This window comes from Mesorhizobium sp. M1399, from assembly GCF_040317735.1.
Taxonomy (GTDB): domain Bacteria; phylum Pseudomonadota; class Alphaproteobacteria; order Rhizobiales; family Rhizobiaceae; genus Mesorhizobium.
This window is the reverse complement of the sequence record NZ_JAMYKZ010000002.1, coordinates 182,678-201,939: the sequence shown is the minus strand read 5'-3', so window position 1 is coordinate 201,939 and position 19,262 is coordinate 182,678. Positions and strand designations below refer to the sequence as shown.

The window sequence follows — 19,262 nt, the reverse complement described above, 5'->3', positions numbered from 1 at the left end:
GGGCGTGCTGTTGCGTGGAGCCGGCCGGCGTCCTACATCGGTGACGATCCGCCTCCTCCCGCCATCCAGCGAAAGTTTGCCCATGCCGTCCGCCGTCGACCTCGCCGCCCATCCGCTGACTGAATGGCAAGGGCCGCTCGGCCTGCCCGATTTCACGCGCATTGGCGAAGGTGATTTTTCTCCGGTGTTCGACGCCGCCCTGAAGACGCATGAGGCCGAGATCGAGGCGATTGCCGGCAACACCGGGACGCCGACCATCGACAATACACTTGCCGCGCTCGAACTCGCCGGCGAGGCTCTCGACCATGTCTCGTCGATCTTCTGGTGCCGCGCTGGCGCCCACACCAACGAGGCAATCCAGGCGCTGGAGCGCGACATTTCGCCGAAGATGTCGCGGCATTTCTCGGCGATCTCGATGAACGAGCGCCTCTTTGCCCGCATCGACGATCTCTATCAACGCCGCGAGACTCTGAAGCTCGATGCCGAAACGCTGCGCGTACTGGAAAAGACCTGGAAAAACTTCGTCCGCTCCGGTGCCAAGCTCGACGCCGAAGGCAAGAAGCGGCTGGCGTCGATCAACGAGGAATTGTCGTCGCTCGGCACCAATTTCGGCCAGAACCTGCTTGCCGACGAGCGCGACTGGGCGCTGTTCCTCGACGAGGCTGACCTTGCCGGCCTGCCGGAATTCCTGAAAAGCTCGATGGCGGAAGCCGCCGAGATGCGCGGCCAGAAGGGCCGCTACGCCGTCACCTTGTCGCGTTCGATCTACGAGCCGTTCTCGACCTTCTCAGAACGCCGAGACCTGCGCGAGACGGCGTTCCGCGCCTTCATCATGCGTGGCCAGAATGGCGGCGCCACCGACAACACGGACGTAGTGCGCGACATGCTGCGCCTGCGCGCCGAAAAGGCGAAGCTGCTCGGCTACGAATCATATGCCGCGTTGAAGCTCGACGACACAATGGCCAAGACGCCGGAGGCGGTGCATACGCTGCTCGACCCGGTTTGGAAAAAGGCATTGGAGAAGGCCGCCGCCGACCAGGCCGAATTGCAGCGGCTGGCGGCCGAGGCCGGCAGCAATGAAAAATTCGCCGCCTGGGACTGGCGCTTCTATCAGGAGAAGCTGCGCGCCGAGAAATTCGCTTTCGACGAGGCCGAACTGAAGCCGTATCTGCAGCTCGACCGCATCATCGACGCCTGTTTCGACGTGGCGACACGATTGTTCGGCATTTCTTTCGAGGAAAAGAAGGGCATTGCCACCTGGCATCCGGACGCACGTGTTTTCGTCGTGAAGAATGCCGACGGCAGCGAGCGCGGCCTTTTCCTCGCCGATTATTTCGCGCGACCCTCGAAACGCTCCGGCGCTTGGATGAGTGCACTCAAATCCGGCTATAAGCTTGGTCCTGGCTCGAAGCCGGTCATCTACAATATCATGAATTTCGCCAAGCCGCCGGCCGGCGAGGCCGCCTTGCTGTCGGTCGATGAAGCCAAGACGCTGTTCCACGAATTCGGTCATGCCCTGCACGGTATGCTGACCGACGTCACCTGGCCATCGGTCGCTGGCACCTCGGTCAGCCGCGATTTCGTCGAGCTGCCCTCGCAGCTCTACGAACACTGGCTGACGGTACCGGCGGTGCTGGAAAAACATGCGCTGCATGTCAAGACCGGCAAGCCGATGCCAAAGGCGCTGGTCGACAAGATGCTGGCGGCGCGCACCTTCGGCGCCGGCTTCGCCACGGTCGAGTTCACCGCCTCAGCCTTGGTCGACATGGCCTACCATGCGCGCCCGGAGGCGCCGCAAGAGCCGCTTCGTTTCGAAGCCGAAACGCTCGAAAGGCTCAATATGCCGGACACCATCGCGATGCGTCACCGCACTCCGCATTTCGGCCATATCTTTGCCGGCGATGGCTATTCGGCCGGCTATTATTCCTACATGTGGTCGGAAGTGCTCGACGCCGACGCCTTCGCCGCCTTCGAGGAAGCAGGCGATCCGTTCAACCCGGCGCTGGCCGAGCGGCTGCGCAAGAACATCTACGCCGCCGGCGGCTCGAAGGACCCCGAAGAACTCTACACCGCCTTCCGCGGCAAGATGCCTTCACCGGAAGCAATGATGGCCAAGCGCGGACTGGTCTAAGCCTTGCCCGGCCCTTCTCGGGCCGGCTCGGCCTCACCGGCCGCGGCTGTCTCGTTGAGGAAGCCGGCGATCCGCTCCGCCGTCTTGGTCGTGGCAAAGGAGAGCAATCGGCCGCGATGGACCACGGGCTCGCCGCTCTCATTGTCCCAGATATCGAACCGGCAGCTTGGGTTCGCTATGGCTTCGAAGCGGTCCTTCATATCGACAGCTCCGGTCATGGTGTCGCCACGGGTGCCAGAGATTGAGCGGTGCGCCCGACGGTACTCGCGCCTTGCTGCGTTTGCGTGAAGCAGACGCCGCGCTGCAGCATCGGCAGGATTGCTGCCGGCACGTCGGCAACAAGACATGCCGTCGACACGTGGCCGCTGAGAAACCCCGGCTCCTCGAGATGATCGAGCAGGTCGAGCCAGGGCGACCAGAAACCGAAGAAGTCGGCGACCCGGATCGGCTTGTCGTGCCGGTCGAGCTTGCGCCAGGTCATCACTTCGGCCAGTTCCTCGATGGTGCCGATTCCGCCCGGCAGCGCTACAAATGCATCCGCATAGTCGAACATCAGCCGCTTGCGCATGTGCATGTACGGAACCGCTATGATTTGGGCGACGCCGCGCGGCATCCGCATCCGCTCCAGAAGGAAGTGCGGCGCAATCGCGATCACCTCGCCGCCGGCGTCTGCCGCCGCGGAAGCCACGGCGCCCATCAACCCTTCACCGCCGCCGCCATAGACGAGGCGGATGCCGGCACTGCCGATTTCGCGGCCCAGCGCCGCGGCCGCTTGCGCGAGGCGCCGGTCGTTGCCGGCGCGGGCGCCGCCGAACACGCAGACGGTGCCGATACGGGTCTGCGTCGGATAGAACAGCCCCTCCAGGGAAGGCGCATCGTCGTCATTGAAAATTCCGAACATGGCTCTGTCTCCATTTGGCTTCAGTTGAACGATGGTCCTGCGGGCGCGGCTCTAGTCGCCCTGCCCCGCCGCGGCGGAACGGGTTGGTGGGCTTTCGCCGGCGTCGGCAAACAGCAGAAGGTCGGCCCTCGCCCACAGCGCGTAGCAGGCGAGCAATGTCAGCGGCGCGGTGACAAGGGCGGGTGAGGCCCCCGACCACACTTCAGGCACGGCGGAGCCGGCCGAAAGGGCTGCCGCCAATGCCGCAGGCAGGCGGCTGGCCAACACTGCGCTGCGGAACGGATCGGGCCACCTGGCCGGCCAACCGGGCACAATCATGCCGGACACGGCGCTGCCGAATTTTCCCAACGCATGCAGCAGTCCGGCAGTCGCAGCCAGCACCGGTTGGCCGAGCAGGAACAGCGCTACGCCGAGCCCGATCGCGCCGAGCCCCGACAGGAGATCGGCGCGCCGGTTAAGCGCCGGATCGGGGACATCGCGGCCAGCCCAGGCGCGGTGATAGACTTCGCCGCTGCAGAAGAAGATCGACGTCGCCAGCGTCAACGCCACGGCGCTGCCGCTGCCGGCAAAATAGTCGAACAGGGTGCCGGCACCCCATTCAGGGCCGGTGGCGAGCTGCATCGCCACGCCCATTGCCAGCCCCAGCGCGTTGCCAAGATTGTAGTAGCCGCCCGGACCGGAAATGCGCGCCCGGATGGCAGCCGCAAATCGCGACACCGCCCGGGCGGTCCGACTGGGGCCGGCAGATTTCGGTTTTAAGTCGATAATCGACGGCTCGAAGGAGAGGCGATCGACCAGCCCGGAGGCATCACGCCAGCTGGCCGGCGCGTCGTTCCAGATTGAAAGCGCGAAATGCCGGCCGAACGGCGCACGGTCGTTGTCGAATTGCATTGGATCCTCCTTTTCAGCTGCGGTGGCATTTGACGGCACGATGAGCGGGCGTTTGCTACGGGCGGTCATGGCGAGACGAGCCCCACGGCCATGACCAATGCGACGGTGGACAGGATGAGCCCGGAGATGAGATCGAAGATGCGCAGGCTGGCACGGCTGCGCAGCAGCGGCGCCAAGAGGCCGCCGCCGAGCGCATAGCCGTAACAGCCGAGCGCCGACATCAGGATCAGCGTCACCATGAATTCGAGCTGCGTACCACTCGCAGCGAAAGACTGGCCGAACGCCGCCGGCACGAACAGCCGCTCGACGTAGGTCAGCGGGTTCATCCCGACCACGCCCATGACGCGGGCTACGCAGGAGCGGCTGGTCTCGGCCTTGCCGGAGCGGTCCTCGGCCTCGCCGACGGCCAATGCTGCACGAAAGGATTTCACCGCAAACCAGGAGACCGCCGCCAGGCCAAGCCAGGAGAGCGCCGTTCCGAGTGAGGGATCGAGGCCGGCGATCGAGCTGCCGAGCATATAGGAGATGGCGATCAGGGCGACATAGGTCGCCCACACCAGGCTCGCCACGAACATCACCCGCCCGCGCAGCAAGCCTTCCCTGATCATCATCAGGTTGTTCGGCCCTATCGAGGCCATCGAGGCCATGCCGAGCGCAAGCCCAGCCTGGAATCCGCTCGCGTCGGCAAAGCTCATGGAGCTCCCTCCAGCGATGATATGACGGGATCGGCCGGATTCGCCGGCCCGGGCGAGGTGACGAGATAGAGGATGGTGCCGAGCATCATCATCGCGCCGAGAGCCCCCATGGGCGAGATCCGCTCACCGAGAAAAAGGGCGGCGCCAGTCGCGCCGAACAGGCTTTCGGCGCTGACGATCACCGCTGCGTGGCTGGCAGAGGTAAAGCGCTGGGCAACGGTCTGGATGCCGAAGCCGGCGGCAGTCGAGAACACGCCGAGCACAAGCAGTTGCGGCCAGGCATCGAGTGCCGTCGCGACCGACAAATTGCCATGCGAGAGGGCTAGCGGCAGGGTGACCGCCGCAGTGCCGAGGAACTGCGCCGCCATGGTGGCAAACGGGCGCCCATGGGTTTGCATGTGGCGGCCGAGCTCGACCGTCCACAATGCATAGCATGCGGCCGACAGCACCACCGTCGTGTCGCTGCCATTGAAGCCGGCGATGCCGCCAGACAATAGCAGCGCGCCGATCAGGGTCATGCCGGCGGCAAACCCGACCGTCGCGGTCAGCCGCTCCCCGACCAGAACCCACGCTGCAACCGGCGTCATCACGGTCGCGGTGCTGATCAGGAAGCTGGCATTGGTGACCGAGGTGCCGAGATAGGCAATCTGCTGCAGAACGATCGAAATGGCGAATAGCGCGCCGACCCTTGCCAAGCTGGCGCGAAAACCTTTGGTCTTCGCTACCCGGCTTTCTCCAATCATCAGCGGCAGCACCAGAAGTCCGGCGATCAGGCAGCGCATGCCGGCCGCGCTCAGCGGGTCGAGATATCCGAGCACAGTCTTCTGCGAGACATTGCCGAAACCCCACAAAGCGGCGGCAAGCAGGAGAAGCAGGTTGGCGTGAAGCTTCGACATCGGCTCTTCCCCCTAGAGCCGATTGCAGGCATGTGCCGATTCAAGCTGTTTGCGAGAGCCTGGCGGGCTTCGGCCGGCACGCCCTGAAGACGCGCTGGAACTGCGCTTGCAGGCTGCCGGTGGTGCTGTGTGCCGGCTGCGCTGAGAACCTTTGGAACCGCTCTGCGCGCTCGGTCCGGCGTCGCGGATTTTGTCTCGAAGTGCTGAAGTAGCCGCCATTTCAAACCCCCGCCGCCTGATCGATGGACACAGGCGAAGGGCCTGCGGCAATCGACTTTTATCGACGGGGTGAGGTTCCGATAACGTGGCTTACGGATGGCTTACGGGGCGTTTTTCGAGGTGGTCATGGTGCCGAAGCGACGCTCAGCGCAGCAAGGTTAGGGGGTCGTTCGGAAGGTTGGAGAAGGAGGCAACGCCCTCTGGCCTGCCGGACGAGCGACCTGAGAGGCTGATCTTTGCCGCCCGATGCCTAACGCGTTCGTAAACGCCGGTCGATGGCCGCAAGTCGCGAGCGGCCTTCTCTCGGCGTCGCGAAATCGCCCCTGCCCGAGTAAGCTTGCGCAAGCGGAACAGCGCCCAAGGCCGCTGTCTTCGGCATGCAACCAGGCAAGGGGATTCGAAAAATCCGCTGGTGGAGCTGAGGAGGATCGAACTCCTGACCTCGTCATTGCGAACGACGCGCTCTCCCAGCTGAGCTACAGCCCCGTCCAGCGGATGGGGCTTTTATCGGCCGCTGAGGTTTCCTGTCAAGGCTGTGCGTGTCGCCGAATTCTCGTCTGCCGCTGGTCCGGCTTCGCCATGCGGCAGAGGCGGCTCTTGCCGCTTTCCCCTGCAGTGGCTACATGTCGGGCGTTCGCAAGGAGCAACCGATGATCGCAGTCTTTTACACGCTGCATGCCGCGATTAATATCTATTGGTATATTGTGATTGGCGCGGCTATCTTCTCTTGGCTTTACGCCTTTAACGTCGTCAATTCGCGTAACCAGCTTGTCGACTCGATCGGCAACATGCTCTATCGACTGACCGAGCCGGCATTGCGGCCGATCCGCCGCATTCTCCCGGACCTTGGCGGCATCGATATCTCGCCGATCATCCTGTTGCTGGCGCTGACATTTATCAGCGTTTTCCTAGACACGACGGTTCAGCCGATGTTCGGTATCGGATCGATGTGAGTCACGGGACGAACCGTTTCTTTCGACTTCGCGCCGACGGCATCGACCTGTTCGTCCGGCTGACGCCGAAATCAGCGATGGACAGGCTGGAAGGCATCGAGACATCGGCGGATGGGCGAAGCTATTTAAAAGCCCGTGTCCGCGCCGTGCCGGAAAACGGGGCCGCCAATCGAGCGCTGGAAAGGCTGGTCGCCAAGGCGCTTGACGTACCCGCATCAGCCGTCTCGGTCGTCGCCGGCGGCACCGCGCGACTGAAGACGCTGCGCGTGCTTGGCGATCCCGCGGCGCTGACCAAACGCATCGATACGCCCGGCACGCCTGCGCCATGATCTCGGCTCGCTCACCGAGCCCGGCAGAAAAAAGGCCGGGCTGCAAGCCCGGCCAGATGTGAAGGTCGAAAACCTTCAGAGGGGAACGCGCCGGACGAATGGGAGGAAACATCCGACGCCGATTGCATATGGGTTGGCGTCGATGACGTTTCAATGAGGTTGGGGGAACCACCTTCGCGATCAGGCTTTTAAACATTTCGACTATCTGATCAGCAGCTCGACGAGGTCGATCCGTCCTATCGCGACCGATGCGGCAGGACACGCACCGCAACCCCGACCGGAAGCTCAATATGACCACTATTCGAGTCCTATTCTTCGATGTTCTGGGAACCGTCGTTGACTGGCGCAGCGGTATCGCAAGGGAGGCCGGCGCCTTCCTCGCGCGAAATGGTGCACAGCAGGTCGATCCCGGTGAATTCGCCGATGCATGGGCGTTGCGTTATGACGCCTCGACCGAAGCGGTGCGGACAGGGCACCGGCCTTTCGTTTCACTCGACGGGATAAACCGGGAGAATCTGGACGCCGCTCTCGTCCAGTTCGGGCTGACCCCATCCGAGCTGCCGGCCGCCGAAGTTGAGGAACTCAATCTCGCCTGGCATCGGCTGGAGCCGTGGCCCGATTCGCTGAAAGGCCTTGCGAGGCTGAGGGAACGCTTCATCATCGCGCCGTTGTCCGGGGGCAATACCCGGCTGTTACTGGATATTGCCAAGCGCGCCGGCCTGCCTTGGGACACCGTCCTTGGCTCGGATGTGTTCGGCACCTACAAGCCTGCGCCACAGGCTTATCTCCGCGCAGTGGAGATCCTGGGGGTGCGACCTTCGGAGGCCGTGTTAGTCGCCGCGCATAACGACGACCTGGCTGCGGCACGAAGGTGCGGTATCGGAACCGCTTTTGTTGCTCGGCCGAGAGAGCATGGTCCGGCGCAGACGACCGATCTCTCGCCTCTTGAGAGCTGGGACTTTGTGGCCGACGACCTTGTCCATCTCGCCCAAGTTCTCGCGTAGGCACAGGGCAAAAAACCTAAGCGATGTCGTCGCGGATGCAGGCCTTCAGATGACCCTCGGCTGTCGCCCTCAGCGGCGGCACAGCCCCGGCGCAAGCCTCCAGCGCAAACGGGCAACGGGTCCGGAAAACACAGCCCGACGGCGGGTTTGCCGGGCTGGGAATATCGCCCTTGAGCACCTGCCGGTCTTGCCTGGCCAACGGATCGAGCGACGGAATGGCCGACAGCAGCGCGCGCGTATAGGGATGCTGCGGCCGGGCATAGAGCTCGGCCGCCGGCGCAACCTCCATGATGCGCCCGAGATAGAGCACGATGACCGTGTCGCAGATGTACTCGACCACGGCCAGATCGTGCGAAATGAACAGCATGGTCAGCCCAAGCCGGAGCTGCAGGTCGCGCAACAAATTGATGATTTGGGCCTGGATCGAGACGTCGAGCGCCGAGACCGGCTCGTCGGCGACAATGAATTCCGGCTCGAGCGTCAGCGCCCGGGCGATGCCGATGCGCTGGCGCTGGCCGCCCGAGAATTCATGGGCGTAGCGATCATAGGCGTCGACCGGCAACTCGACCGCGGCAAGTGCCTTCTCGGCCTTCGCCCGCCGCTCGGATTTCCTGCCAATGCCTTGAATGTCCAAGCCTTCGGTGAGGATCTGCCCGATCGTCATGCGCGGCGACAGGCTGGCGAAGGGATCCTGGAAAATATACTGCATCTTGCGGCGCTGGCGGCGCAACTGGGCGGCACCCAGCCTGGTGATGTCGGTGCCGCCATAGCTGATCTGGCCGGATGTCGGCTCGATCAGACGCAGCACCGAGCGGCCGATCGTGGTCTTGCCGGAGCCGGATTCGCCGACCAGCCCGACCACCTGACCACGCCTGACCTCGAACGAAATATCCTCCAGTGCCCTGACGATGGGGCCGCGCGAAAACGCGGTCGGCGCAAAATGCTTGGTCAGGTTTTTGACCGATAGGAACGGGGCGCCCTCCATCAGAGCTCCTCCCAGCGCAGGCAGCGGCTTTGCTGGGTCGGCGTCGCCGCAAACAATGGCGGCACCGCGGCGCGGCAGGCAGTGATAGCCATCGGGCAGCGCGGCGCGAAGGAACAGCCCTTGGGCAGCAAGGCGAGCGACGGAACATTTCCGGCAATGGTCGGCAGCGGCGTCCCCGCTATCTTCAGCGCCGTGGCCTCGCCGAGCCTCGGCACCGAGCGCATCAACCCCGCCGTATAGGGATGACGCGGGCGGGTGAACACTTCGCTCACCGGACCTGTTTCGACGATACGCCCGGCATACATCACCGCTACCCGGTCGGCAATTTCGGCTACGACGCCGAGATTGTGAGTGACGAACAGGATGCCCATGCCGCGCTGCGCCTGCAGCTCGGCCAAAAGATCGAGAATCTGGGCCTGGATTGTGACGTCCAGCGCGGTTGTCGGCTCATCGGCGATCAGCAAGCCTGGATCGCAGGACAGGGCCATGGCGATAGTGGCGCGCTGGCGCATCCCGCCCGACAGCTCGTGCGGATACTGTCGCGCCCGCCGCTTCGGATCGGGAATGCCGACCTGCTCCAGCAGCCGCACCGCGTCTGCTTCTGCCTCGCGATGCGATTTGCCGAGATGGATGCGGATCGGCTCGGCAATCTGCTCGCCGATCGTGTAGACCGGGTTGAGGCTGGCCATCGGCTCCTGGAACACCATGCCGATCTCGTTGCCGCGTATCTTGCGCAGCGACTCGGCATCGAGGCTGGTCAGCTCGGTGACCGTGCCGTTCTTGCGCCGCAGCGCGATCGACCCCTCAGCGATATGCCCGACCCTTTTCGGCAACAGGCCGATGATCGACAGGCTGGTGACGGATTTGCCGGATCCGGATTCGCCGACGAGCGCCACCGTCTCGCCGGAGCCGATCGTCAGGTCGACATCCGTTACCGCCGCGATGTCGCGCCCCGCAATGCGGAACACCGCGCGCAGGCCGGAAATCGAGAGTATCGGCGCGACACTCAGCGGAGCAGCCCCACGTCGCGAAGGATCATGTCGATCTTTGCGGTTTCCTCCCCGTTCAGACTGCGTTGCGGCCGCGCCATGGTGTTCGAGGCGATGATGCCGAGGCTCTTCATCGCTGCCTTGAAGGCGCCGACGCCGGCCGAGCCGGCGCTTGTCCTGCCGAGCGAGATCCAGACGATCTCGAACAGTTTCAACAATCGCTCCTGCTCTAGCCGTGCTTCGGCATGCTGGCCGGCCTGCGTCAGCTTCCACAGCCTGACGTAACCATGCGGGTCGACATTGGCGAGGCCCGGCACGACGCCATGCGCGCCCATGGCCAGCACACTGTCGACCAGGATCTCGGAGCCGGTCATGCCGAAGAAACCCGGATCGTCGGCCATATCCTTGAGCACGTAACGCAGATTGCCGTCATCGCCGCTGGAATCCTTGATGCCCGCGATGGCGCCTTCCCTGGCGAGGCCGACCGTGGTCTTGCGCTCCAGCTTGACGTGAACGCAGACCGGGATGTCGTAGGCGATGACGGGAATGTCGATCGCATCCTTGATATAGCGGAAGTGGTCGCCGATCTCCGGCTGGCTGGTGCGGGTATAAAACGGCGCGGTGACAACAATAGCGTCGACGCCGGCCGATCTGGCGATGCGTGCGTGGTTGATGACACGATCGGTCGTCGGGTCGATGACCCCAGCGAAGATCGGAACCCGGCCGTTATTGACCTTGACTGCATGCTCGAGGATGGCCCTGCGGCCTGCCTCGTCGTGGAAGACCACCTCGCTGGTCGAGCCGAGCACGAACAGCCCGTGGACACCGCCGTCGAGCAGGTTCTCGATGGTGCGGGTGAACGACGGGAAGTCGATGCTGAAATCGGCATTGAGCGGGGTGACGACAGGTGGCACGACGCCGGTAAACAGGGGCATTTTGATGAACCTTTGAGGTCAGTTGAGATCGGAGCGAGGATCGAATGCATCGCGCAAGCCGTCGCCGATGAAATTGATGGCGAGGACGGTGAGCACCAGTGCGGCGCCCGGGAACATCCATTGCCACGGGTAATTTTCCAGCACGACGGTGGAGCGGGCGAGATTGAGCATGTTGCCCCAGCTGGCTTCTGGCGGTGCGATGCCAAGGCCGAGAAAGGACAGGCCGGCCTCGAGCAGGATAGCGTTGGCGATCTGCAAGGTGGCGTAGACGACCAGGATATCGATGCAGTTGGGCAGGCCATGCCGGAACAGCAGATGCGGCAGCCCCGCGCCCATGCCCCGGGCCGCAACGACGAAATCGCGCTCGCGCAGTTCGAGCAGCCGGGCGCGCACCATGCGCGACAGCACTGGCCAGGAGAGCAGCGAGATCACCAATATGGTCGGGGCGATGCCGGTGCCGGCAATCGAAGCCAGCACCAGCAGGAAGATCACCGGCGGCAGCGTCATCGCCAGATCGACGAAGCGCATCACCGTGCCGTCGACGAGACGCCCGCCAAAGCTGGCGACGGCGCCGACCAGGAAGCCGATGACGGTCGAAATGGCGACCGAGCAGACGGCAACCAGCAATGAGATCCGCCCGCCTTGCAGCAACCGGGCCATGACGTCACGCCCGACGCCGTCGCTGCCCAGCCAATGAATGGCCGACGGGGCCTTGTTCATCGCCCTGAGGTCGATGGCGTTCGGGCCGAACGGCCACCACAGAGGATAGGTCGAAACCGCCAGCAGGATGGGAATGACGATCAAAAGCCCGGCGCGCGCCGCGCGGTTTTCAAAAAAGCGGTCGAGCGCGCGGCGAAGCGGGCCTTTGGTCTGTGGCGCGGCTGTCCGGTCGGCTGTCGGGTCCGGCGCGGTGATTGCCATCACGCCACCTGAATGCGCGGGTCTACGACGGCATAGACGACGTCGGTCAGGAGATTGACCAGGATGACGCAAACGCCGATCACCAGGGTTGCGCCCATGATCACCGGGTAATCGCGGGTGCCGACGGCATTGACCAGAAGCAGCCCCATGCCCGGCCAGTTGAACACGCTTTCCAGGAAAATGGCGCCGCCGATGGCGATGCCCACGGTCGAGCCGATCAGGGTGATGACCGGCAAAAGCGCGTTGCGGGTGGCGTGCTTGATGATCACCCAGAACTCGCGCACGCCCTTGGCACGCGCCGTCCGCACGTAATCCTGGTTGAGCACTTCCAGCAGCGAAGCGCGCATGTAGCGCATGATCAGCGCGGCATGGCCGATCGATAGCAGGCAGGCGGGCAGGATGAGGTGCGCAAGCACATCCGTCATCGAGAACGGCGCGCCCGCCGTCTGCATGCCGCCGGACGGCGCCCAGCGCAGCAATACCGAGAATAAATAGAGACCAAGCAGCGCCGTCAGGAAAGCTGGGCTGGAGATACCGATAAACGACAGCACCGACAGCGCGATGTCGGACGGTTCGTTACGGCGCACCGCACTGAAAATGCCGGCGGAAATGCCGAGCACGATGGCGATCGCCAGGCCCGTGCCCATCAGCAGCGCCGTCGGGCCGATGCGTTCCATGACCAGTGGCAGCACGGCAACGCCGCTGCGCTGGATCGAATAGCCGAAATCACCGCTCAGCGCCGCGCGCAGCCAGGCGAGATATTGCACGGGAAGCGGCCGATCGAGCCCGAGCCGTTCGCGCAGGCCCTCGAGGTCGGAAGCCGACATGGGGACCGACGGGTTGATATAGGCGTCGATCGGATCGCCCGGCGCCAGCCGCAGCAGGATGAAGATCAGGATGCTGAGCGCGACCAGCATCAGCAATCCTGTGGCACTGCGGCGGGCAATGAAGCTCAACATTGGCTATCCGTGGCGACGGCAGGCGGCGCCAAAGTGGTTCCGCCTGCTCGCTTGGTTGCGGAGTTCTTACGGGATGTCCCAGCGCTCGGGGTGAGCTGCATAAGGACCGCCGCCCGGCGCCGGCGTCCAGACGAAGTCACGCAGCTTGTTGGAGGCCACGCCATAGCGGTTGGCCACCCACAACGTCGCCCAGGGCAGGTCCTTGTTCATGACCTTGCAGACCTCCTGCCAGGATTGATCGAGCTTGGCCGGATCGGTTTGACCGAGCGCGGCGTCCAATGCAGTGCTCAGATCATCGAACTCGATGCGCATGGTGTTGAAGCCTGCCGGCGGAATCTGCGACTTGTTGAGGCCGGGATTGAGGCCGGCCGGGTTGGGGCCGTTCTGCAGGCCGGCATAAACCATCGGAAATGCATTCCAGTCCGGCGTGCCTTGCTTGTAGACGATGCCATTGTAGGTCGGCGTATCGACGACGCGCGGCACCACATTGATGCCGACCTCGGCCAGCATCGACTGGACAGCGGCCATCACATTGGCGGCTTGCGGCGAGCCGTAATAGGTCAGCAAGGTGATCGGCTTGTCGCCATTGATCTTGTCCCAGCCCGCCTCGGTCAGCAGCGCCTTGGCCTTTGCCGGATCGTAGGCATAGGGTTCGAGGTCTGCCGGAACGAGATGCGGCGCGACATAGCCGCAATTGGCTGGCTTGGCGGCACCGCCGTAGAGGCTGTCGATGATGGCGTTGCGATCGATCGCATACATAATCGCCTGGCGGACACGGATATCCCTAAACAGGTCGACCTTCTGGTTCAGGCCGACATAGTTGACCACGTACGAGGCACCTTCGATCACCTTGAAATTGCTGTCGCTCTTGAAGGATGCCGCATCGTCGGGCTCGACATAGGTGAACTGGATCTCGCCGGCGCGGAGCGCGGCGACGGCCGCCGCCGGCGACTCGAAATAGCGGTTGATGAGCACGTCTACCTTCGGCTTGCCGCTGCGATAGTCGTCATCGGCTGCCAGTTCGACATATTGGTCGGTCACGTAGCGCTTGAACTTGAACGGGCCGGTGCCAACCGGAGCGGTCGACCACCAGGTGCTTGTCGCCAGTGATTCCGGCGGCAGAGCGGCCAGGGCATGCTCCGGCAGGATCATTAGCTGCGAGAGGATGGATAGAAACGAGCCGTTCGGTTTCGATAGCTTCACCACTGCGGTGTGGTCATCCGGTGCATCGACCGAGGCGATGTTGGCGAGGCGGGCGGCAAACAGGCTGCCGGAGGCCTTGTTCTTGGCAAGCTCCAGGGTGAACTTGACGTCCTTCGAGGTGAACGGTTTGCCGTCATGCCAGGTCTCGTTGACCAGGTTGAACGTATAGCTCAGCTGGTCGTCGCTGATCTTGTAGTCCTTGGCGAGATCGCCTTCGATATCGGTTAGCCCGGCATTGTAGATGACCAGCGGTTCAAAATATGTGCTGAGCCAGGTGTAGCCGCCGGTCGCGACCAGCGGGTTGAAGTTCTTGGGAAAACCGCCGGGGCCGACGTCGAAGCCGCCCGCAATGGTCTTGGCGCTTTGTGCCTGGACATTGGTCAATGGGGCAATGCTGGCGAGCAGCAGCCCGGCGACTGAGAATGCGATAGTCCTGATGCGCATGGTTTCCTCCCTTGGCATAGTCAGGTTGTTCTTCAGCTTGCTCGGTTTTTGGCGATAACCTGCTGGATTCCCCGGTAATGGTCGTCGAGCCGCCGACGCGCCTGGTCGACATCCTTGGCGGCGACAGCCTCGACGATCTCGTGATGGTCGCGCCATGTCGCCAGCGGCGTCGGATTATCGAGATTGGTGAAATTCGAGGCCTTGTTGAACGCCGTCCAGAAGATGTCGATCAGTGCGCTCAGCATGTGATTGTTCTGGCAGCGGAACAGCAGCTGGTGGAATTGCTGGTCCTCTTCGGCGAAGCTCTCATGGAGCTCGGCACGTTGCCGCATGCGCTCGGTCAACTGGCGCAGCGCCTCGATATCCTCGGCACTGATCATCTCGATCGTCTTGGCGATGAGGCCGGTTTCCAGCACGCGGCGGATTTCGCGCAGCTCTTCGACATCGCGCAGCGAATCCTGCAAACCGTATGCCAGGTTATCCAGCAGCGGCTTGAACGAGAACTCCTTGACGAAGACGCCGATGCCGCGCCGCGTCTCCAGGATGCCGATCGATTCCAGCGCCTTGATGGCTTCCCGCACGGAGTTGCGGCCGACGCCGAGCCGCTGCGCCAGGAACGTTTCCGGCGGCAAGGGATCGCCTGCCTTGAGCTGGTTGATTTCGATATAGGCCCTGAGGCTTTCCTGCACGGTGACGTGAAGAAGCGGCGGTCTGCTCAACGGTTCGATCGACTTCAGTTCCGCCATCCCACTGCTTTCATCATCCGCCGGATTAGCCTGCCCGCTTGTCGTATAGCTACTTGTAGGATATCCTGCAAGCCCATAACAAACCTGCTGCCTTCGAATGAAGATTACCCTCGCCGGCTCGAGCCACTGGCACGCCGAAATGCACCTCGACGCCGCACGCTTTTACGGTGCGGAGATCGCCGGCATCTGGGACGAGGATCCTGGCCAAGCGCATGGGTTCGCCGCGCACCACGATCTGCCGTTTATCAAAGATTTCACGGAAATACTCTCCAGCCCGCCGGATGCGATCCTGTTGATGGGGCACCCTTCGATGGTGCCGGCGCGGGCACGCGCGATCATCGCAGCAGGGATACCGCTGATCCTGGAGAAGCCGGCGGCCAGCCATACGAGGGAACTGATGGCGCTGCGCGAGCTTGCCAGGCAGCACCAGGCTTTTGTCGCTGTTCCCCTGCCCAACCGTTTCGGGCCGGCCGTTGCCGGCTTTGAACGGCTGCGCCGGCAAGGTCGCGCCGGGCCGGTGGCGCATTGCCAGTTCCGGCTGGTCAACGGCCCGCCGCAACGCTACATCGCCGACGGTGTCGCCTGGGTCGTCGATCCGGCGGTTGGCGGCGGGGGTGCGTTGAGGAATCTCGGCATACACGGCGTCGACGCGGCACTCAGCCTCGCAACCGGCAAGCTCGGCCTGAAAAGCGTTTCGATCGCGAACCGCATTCATCCCGGCCCGGTCGAGGACCATGCGCTGCTGGTGCTGGAAGACGAGGCCGGCGCGGTGTTCATCGTCGAGGCCGGTTACACCTTTGCCTCGATGCGCCCCGGCGGTGACTTCGAGTGGCGTATCGTCAGTGCCAATGCCACCCTCATCGATCATGGCGACCATGCCACCTGCGCAACGCTCGACGATGCGGCCGTTACCGATTTGCCGGTCGAACTGCCGGCAACGCGCTATCGTCTGTTCATGCGCGATACGCTTGACCGGCTGGCCAGAAAGGCGCCTCCGCCGGTGTCCATCGAGGATTATGTTGCGGCGATGTCTCTGATCGACGCCGCTTATGAAAAGGCAGGATCATGATTGGAATAGGAATTATCGGCGCCGGCGATTTCGGCGCAGCCCATGCGCGGGCAATCCGTGAGGTGGGAGGCATTCGTCTCGTCGCCGCCTCTCGTGGAAATGCCGATGCGCTGCAGCGCTTCACCGCCGAATATGGCGGCTGCGGCTACACTGATTGGCGCAAGCTGCTGGACGACAAGGAGGTCGACGCGGTCCTCATTGCCACCCCGCACCATCTCCATGCCGAAATGGCCATCGGCGCAGCAAACGCCGGCAAGCACATCCTGCTCGAAAAGCCGATGGCGCCGACGGCGGCTGCCTGCGACGCGATCAACGCCGCCGTAACCGATAGCGGCGTCAAGCTGATGGTCGCCCATCTCATGCATTTCGCCCTGCCCTGCATGGCAGCCAGGCAGAAGCTGGAGCAAGGAGAGCTCGGCCGGCCGCTCATCGGATCGAGCTGGATCATCAAGCTATGGATGGAGCACAATCGCCGCGACTGGCATCTGCGCAAGTCGACCGGCGGCGGCATGCTGTTGACGGCCGGCATCCACGCGCTCGACCGCCTGGTCTGGCTGATGGATGACGATGTCGTGTCGGTGAGCGGCATGCTCGGCGCCAAGTTCCATGACCAGGAAGCAGACGACAGCGCCTTGCTTGGGCTGCGCTTCGCCGGCGGCGGCATCGGCCAGGTGCAGAGCATCGGCTATCGCACCGGCGCTACCACCTACGCCATGGATCTGGTCTGCGAGCAGGGAACGCTGCGCATCGACATGGACCGGGGCACGATGCTTGGACGCGATACGGTCTGGACCGAGTTGCCCGGTTCCTTTGAGCCGAACTGGATGCACAACGCGCTGGTGCGCGAATGGAGCGCGATGCGCGATGCCATTGCCGACGACACGCCGGTGCCGGTCGACGGTCTCTATGCACGCAAGATCATCGGCATTATCGAGGCTGCCTTCGCGTCGAACGAAACCCGCCACGAACACGAGATCGCCGGTGCACGCTGACCTCGACGACCATCTGGCCCGCTTGCCCGCACACGCACCGCGCGGCGTCTGGGGCGCGGTGATGCTGGCCATCGACGATCGCGGAGCGATCGACTGGCAGGCGACGGAAGAGACGATCGCCCGGCTCTGCGCCTCAGGCGTCGACGGCGTCTATTCCAATGGCACGGCCTGCGAATTCCATTGCCAGACCGAACCCGAATTCGACCGGCTTTGTGAGCTGGTTGCCGAAATAGCCGGCGGCGCGCGCCTTCCTTTCCAGATCGGCATCAGCCAGTCCAATCCGCGCGTCGCACTGGAGCGGCTGACGCGGGTCTCGGCGTTTGGCCCGGCGGCGGTGCAATTCACGCTGCCCGACTGGTGGCCGCCCAGCGACGACGAGGTCATGCGGTTCGCCGGCGGCCTCTGCGAGGCTGCGCCTGACACGCCGCTGGTGCTTTACAACCCGCCGCACGCCAAGCGGCGCCTGACGCTCGACGGCATCGCCAGGCTGCGTGCGGCCATGCCGTCGCTGGTCGGCGCCAAGCTGCCGGGCGGCGACGCCGGCTGGTATGCCGATATGCGCCGCCAACTGGACGGATTTTCCGTCTTCGTCCCCGGCCATACGCTGGCAACAGGCTATGCCGGGGGAGCCCATGGCAGCTATTCCAATGTTGCCTGCCTCAACCCGAAGGGCGCGGTGCAGTGGTGGCGGATGATCCGTACCGATTTGGTCGCCGCTGCCGAGGTCGAGGCCCGCATACAGGCCTTCCTCGCCGCACATGTCCTACCGTTTCGCACCCGTTACAATGTCGGTGATGCAGCACTCGACAAGGCGATGGCGGCGGCCGGCGGCTGGGCGCCGCTCGGCCCGCGACTGCTCTGGCCCTACAGCTCCGTTCCCGATCAGGAAATCCCGACGCTGGCCAGGGCCGCTCACGCGGCTTTCCCGGAATGGTGGTAGGATCCGTCAGCCAAGGTGCGTGACGACGGCGGCTCTTCAGCACTCGGCTCGCAGGCCCGGTATCGCGCGTGACACAAACGTCCCCGATGCAGGGGCATCCGCCTCGCGCCGTGCCAGTGAGTTGCGCAGCAGTGCGATCGCCTCGCGGCCGGCAGTCGCAATCTCGCGCGGCCTGTCGACGCCGACGATCATGAACTCCTTGATCCCCAAAGCGGCGTAGGAAAGCAGCGACAGCGCGACCTGCGCCGGCGGCCCGGCAAGTTCGACCGCCTTCTGGCAGGAAGCGGCAGGTTTGTCTGCCGAACGGATTCGGACGGGAAGCGCGAAACGCAGCTTGCCGGCCCGACCGTGTTCGGCGGCAGCGCCGCGCACGCGCTCCATTGACTGTCGGATTTCTGCAAGCGAGCCGGGCGCCAGCTCGAACACATCCGCATGCCTGCCCGCGACCCTGAGCGCTGTGCCCGACTGTCCGCCCATGCGGATGGTCACGTCGGCACCATGCAGCCCCTTGCGCGGCACATAGCCGCCGTTGACGCTGTAAAAGGCGCCTTCATGGTCGAACGGCCTGTCGTTCGACCACAACCGCTTCAGCAGCACCAGATATTCGTCGATGCGTTGCCAGACCACCGTATGGCCGGCCGGACGTGCCTCGGCATCGTCGTCGTTCAGCGGCTCGCTGAGCATCCTGAGCGACAGCCGGCCACGGCTTCTCGCGTCGAGGGCAGCGAGCTGCCGCGCCGCCACGGTTGGTTCGATCACGCCTGCCCAATGGGTGAGCACGACCTCGAGGGAGGAGGTCCGGTCCAGCGTCTGGGCGGCAAGGTCCATATTGGTCAGCAGCCCGGCCTGGTCGTCGATGACGATCTTCTGGAATCCGGCATCCTCGATCAGCGACAGCTTCGTCGCGGTCTCGACAAAGTCGTAGAAAAAGCTGGCGTCGGCAGCGTGGATCTTACCGGGAACATGCGTGAACTCGATCGGCATTGCCATCTCCTCCATCACGTTGAATCAGGGCACGCAAAAGCGCACCGGCATTCGGTTCATTCAACTCCGGAATTTC

General features: G+C 63.9%; 20 protein-coding genes and 1 tRNA gene. 7 read left to right on the top strand and 14 right to left on the bottom strand.

The features are described from left to right. The first annotated feature begins 76 nt into the window (after positions 1 to 76). A complete protein-coding gene (locus tag NKH05_RS03465) occupies positions 77 to 2,131 on the top strand; it encodes a M3 family metallopeptidase (RefSeq protein ID WP_352857126.1) in 2,055 nt (684 codons plus the stop codon). On the opposite strand, the gene NKH05_RS03460 is transcribed toward NKH05_RS03465, so the two are convergent. The 6 genes from NKH05_RS03460 to NKH05_RS03435 all read right to left on the bottom strand — a co-directional run bounded on the left by NKH05_RS03460 (position 2,128) and on the right by NKH05_RS03435 (position 6,219). After that, positions 2,128 to 2,349 (bottom strand): hypothetical protein, encoded by a 222-nt coding sequence (locus NKH05_RS03460; RefSeq protein ID WP_023721327.1) that lies wholly within the window; start codon positions 2,347 to 2,349, stop codon positions 2,128 to 2,130. The genes NKH05_RS03465 and NKH05_RS03460 overlap by 4 nt on opposite strands. Next, entirely contained in the window at positions 2,346 to 3,032 is a 687-nt protein-coding gene (locus NKH05_RS03455) for an LOG family protein (protein WP_084642899.1), read from the bottom strand. Before NKH05_RS03455 ends, NKH05_RS03460 begins: the two co-directional genes overlap by 4 nt. A 51-nt stretch (positions 3,033 to 3,083) precedes the next feature. Next, positions 3,084 to 3,923, bottom strand: coding sequence for a hypothetical protein (locus NKH05_RS03450; RefSeq protein WP_031194636.1), 840 nt, complete (start codon positions 3,921 to 3,923; stop codon positions 3,084 to 3,086). A 65-nt stretch (positions 3,924 to 3,988) separates the two neighbouring features. Then, complete coding sequence (locus NKH05_RS03445) at positions 3,989 to 4,618, bottom strand: LysE family transporter (RefSeq protein ID WP_352480989.1); 630 nt, start codon at positions 4,616 to 4,618, stop codon at positions 3,989 to 3,991. Further along, a complete protein-coding gene (locus tag NKH05_RS03440; protein ID WP_023721331.1) occupies positions 4,615 to 5,514 on the bottom strand; it encodes a DMT family transporter in 900 nt (299 codons plus the stop codon). The genes NKH05_RS03445 and NKH05_RS03440 overlap by 4 nt, the downstream gene beginning before the upstream one ends. Before the next feature lie 629 nt (positions 5,515 to 6,143). Next, positions 6,144 to 6,219: transfer RNA gene (locus tag NKH05_RS03435), tRNA-Ala, on the bottom strand. 164 nt (positions 6,220 to 6,383) lie between these two features. Here NKH05_RS03435 and NKH05_RS03430 point away from each other — a divergent pair. The 3 genes from NKH05_RS03430 (at position 6,384) to NKH05_RS03420 (ending at position 8,019) form a co-directional block, all read left to right on the top strand. Then, a complete protein-coding gene (locus NKH05_RS03430) occupies positions 6,384 to 6,686 on the top strand; it encodes a YggT family protein (RefSeq protein ID WP_023721332.1) in 303 nt (100 codons plus the stop codon). Then, complete coding sequence (locus NKH05_RS03425; protein WP_023721333.1) at positions 6,683 to 7,015, top strand: DUF167 family protein; 333 nt, start codon at positions 6,683 to 6,685, stop codon at positions 7,013 to 7,015. Before NKH05_RS03430 ends, NKH05_RS03425 begins: the two co-directional genes overlap by 4 nt. A 290-nt stretch (positions 7,016 to 7,305) precedes the next feature. Next, positions 7,306 to 8,019, top strand: a complete 714-nt coding sequence (locus NKH05_RS03420; protein WP_353025032.1) for a haloacid dehalogenase type II — start codon at positions 7,306 to 7,308, stop codon at positions 8,017 to 8,019. A 16-nt stretch (positions 8,020 to 8,035) separates the two neighbouring features. Here the strand turns inward: NKH05_RS03420 and NKH05_RS03415 are convergent, their stop codons facing one another. The 7 genes from NKH05_RS03415 to NKH05_RS03385 all read right to left on the bottom strand — a co-directional run bounded on the left by NKH05_RS03415 (position 8,036) and on the right by NKH05_RS03385 (position 15,201). Further along, entirely contained in the window at positions 8,036 to 9,004 is a 969-nt protein-coding gene (locus tag NKH05_RS03415; RefSeq protein WP_352480991.1) for an ABC transporter ATP-binding protein, read from the bottom strand. Beyond that, a complete protein-coding gene (locus tag NKH05_RS03410; RefSeq protein ID WP_352481116.1) occupies positions 9,004 to 10,014 on the bottom strand; it encodes an ABC transporter ATP-binding protein in 1,011 nt (336 codons plus the stop codon). The genes NKH05_RS03415 and NKH05_RS03410 overlap by 1 nt, the downstream gene beginning before the upstream one ends. Beyond that, the gene (locus tag NKH05_RS03405) at positions 10,011 to 10,928 is read right to left on the bottom strand and encodes a dihydrodipicolinate synthase family protein (protein ID WP_352788032.1); all 918 of its coding nucleotides are present in this window, start codon (positions 10,926 to 10,928) and stop codon (positions 10,011 to 10,013) included. The genes NKH05_RS03410 and NKH05_RS03405 overlap by 4 nt, the downstream gene beginning before the upstream one ends. An 18-nt stretch (positions 10,929 to 10,946) precedes the next feature. Then, entirely contained in the window at positions 10,947 to 11,849 is a 903-nt protein-coding gene (locus tag NKH05_RS03400) for an ABC transporter permease (RefSeq protein ID WP_352857104.1), read from the bottom strand. Then, positions 11,849 to 12,808 (bottom strand): ABC transporter permease, encoded by a 960-nt coding sequence (locus NKH05_RS03395; RefSeq protein ID WP_352857106.1) that lies wholly within the window; start codon positions 12,806 to 12,808, stop codon positions 11,849 to 11,851. Before NKH05_RS03395 ends, NKH05_RS03400 begins: the two co-directional genes overlap by 1 nt. Before the next feature lie 66 nt (positions 12,809 to 12,874). Next, positions 12,875 to 14,455, bottom strand: a complete 1,581-nt coding sequence (locus NKH05_RS03390; RefSeq protein ID WP_352857108.1) for an ABC transporter substrate-binding protein — start codon at positions 14,453 to 14,455, stop codon at positions 12,875 to 12,877. A gap of 32 nt (positions 14,456 to 14,487) precedes the next feature. Then, the gene (locus NKH05_RS03385) at positions 14,488 to 15,201 is read right to left on the bottom strand and encodes a FadR/GntR family transcriptional regulator (RefSeq protein ID WP_352857110.1); all 714 of its coding nucleotides are present in this window, start codon (positions 15,199 to 15,201) and stop codon (positions 14,488 to 14,490) included. A gap of 97 nt (positions 15,202 to 15,298) precedes the next feature. Between NKH05_RS03385 and NKH05_RS03380 the strand changes: the two genes are divergently transcribed. Genes NKH05_RS03380 through NKH05_RS03370 form a run of 3 tightly spaced genes read left to right on the top strand, consistent with a single transcriptional unit; the run spans position 15,299 to position 18,202 of the window. Next, positions 15,299 to 16,270 (top strand): Gfo/Idh/MocA family protein, encoded by a 972-nt coding sequence (locus tag NKH05_RS03380; protein WP_352857111.1) that lies wholly within the window; start codon positions 15,299 to 15,301, stop codon positions 16,268 to 16,270. Further along, positions 16,267 to 17,262 carry a Gfo/Idh/MocA family protein gene (locus NKH05_RS03375; protein WP_023721344.1) on the top strand — a complete coding sequence of 332 codons (996 nt, stop codon included), beginning with the start codon at positions 16,267 to 16,269 and terminating at the stop codon, positions 17,260 to 17,262. Before NKH05_RS03380 ends, NKH05_RS03375 begins: the two co-directional genes overlap by 4 nt. Further along, positions 17,252 to 18,202, top strand: a complete 951-nt coding sequence (locus NKH05_RS03370; protein ID WP_352857112.1) for a dihydrodipicolinate synthase family protein — start codon at positions 17,252 to 17,254, stop codon at positions 18,200 to 18,202. The genes NKH05_RS03375 and NKH05_RS03370 overlap by 11 nt, the downstream gene beginning before the upstream one ends. Positions 18,203 to 18,238: 36 nt before the next feature. Here the strand turns inward: NKH05_RS03370 and NKH05_RS03365 are convergent, their stop codons facing one another. Further along, positions 18,239 to 19,186, bottom strand: coding sequence for an LLM class flavin-dependent oxidoreductase (locus tag NKH05_RS03365; RefSeq protein ID WP_023721346.1), 948 nt, complete (start codon positions 19,184 to 19,186; stop codon positions 18,239 to 18,241). Positions 19,187 to 19,262: the final 76 nt, after the last annotated feature.